The sequence below is a fragment of the Arhodomonas sp. KWT genome (assembly GCF_010993615.1).
Genome location: NZ_WNXE01000010.1, coordinates 39,521 through 40,670 on the forward strand (window position 1 = coordinate 39,521; position 1,150 = coordinate 40,670).

General features: G+C 72.5%; 2 protein-coding genes. Both read right to left on the reverse strand.

Going from position 1 to position 1,150, the window contains the following annotated elements:
- The coding region (locus G7A99_RS25170) for a nucleotide sugar dehydrogenase (RefSeq protein ID WP_240466086.1) at window positions 1-521 on the reverse strand (521 nt) is incomplete at its 3' end.
- Between the two features lie 92 nt (window positions 522-613).
- The coding region (locus G7A99_RS03885; RefSeq protein WP_205599722.1) for a helix-turn-helix transcriptional regulator at window positions 614-1,150 on the reverse strand (537 nt) is incomplete at its 5' end.

The window sequence follows — 1,150 nt, forward strand, 5'->3', positions numbered from 1 at the left end:
CCGACGATCACCCGGTCGGGCTTCATGAAGTCCTCCACCGCGGCGCCCTCCTTGAGGAATTCCGGGTTGGAGACCACGTCGAAGCCGATCTCCTCGCCGCGCTCGGCGAGCACCGTGGAGACCGCCTCGCGCACACGGTCCGCGGTGCCCACCGGCACCGTGGACTTGTCGACGATGACCCGGTGCCCGTTCATGTGCCCGGCGATGGTCCGGGCCACGGAGAGCACGTACTGCAGGTCCGCGGAGCCGTCCTCGTCGGACGGCGTGCCCACGGCGATGAACTGGAAGCTGCCGTGGTGCACGCCGCGCTCGGCGTCGGTGGTGAACTCCAGCCGCCCGGCGGCGCGGTTGCGCGTCACCAGGGTCTCCAGACCGGGCTCGTAGATGGGCACCTCGCCGGCGTTGAGCCGGTCGACCTTGGCGGCGTCGACGTCCACGCAGACGACGTGGTTGCCCACCTCCGCGAAGCACGCGCCGGTGACCAGACCCACGTAGCCGGTGCCGAAGATGGTGATGCGCATAGCCTCTCCCGATCGGATGCTGTCCCGGAAAGCGCGCCATCATACCGGAAATGACCCAGCCACGGTGACGCCCGGGCCACGGTTTCGCCGCCTCAGCGACGAGCGCGGGCGAGGGTCTGGGACGGCGGCTCGCCGAAGCGCTCGCGGTAGCGGGCGGCGAAGCGGCCGAAGTGGGCGAAGCCCCAGGCCAGGGCGACCTCGCCGACCCGCGGCGGATCGTCCGGGTCGGCATCCGCAAGGGCGGCATGCACGCGCCGCAGACGCACCTCGCGCAGGAAGCCCATCGGGGTACAGCCGCGGTGACTGCGGAAGCCCTGTTGCAGCGCCCGGGCGCTCACCGCGCAGGCGCGGGCGACGTCCTCCAGGGGCAGCGCCTCGGCGGCATGCGCCTCGATGTACTCCTCGGCGCGGCGGACGTAGCGCGGGCACGCACCCTGCTCCGGCACGAGCAGGCGGCTGGCGACGTCGCCGGCCTGGCCGCAGACCAGCGCGGAGAGCAGCATCTGGCGCAGCTGAGCCGCCACCAGGGGATTGGCGGCGGCCGCGGGATCGGCATCCAGGCGCGCGGTGACGAAGCGCACGGTGTCCATGAGCATCCGCCCCGGGCCGGCATCCATCGGCACCGCCAA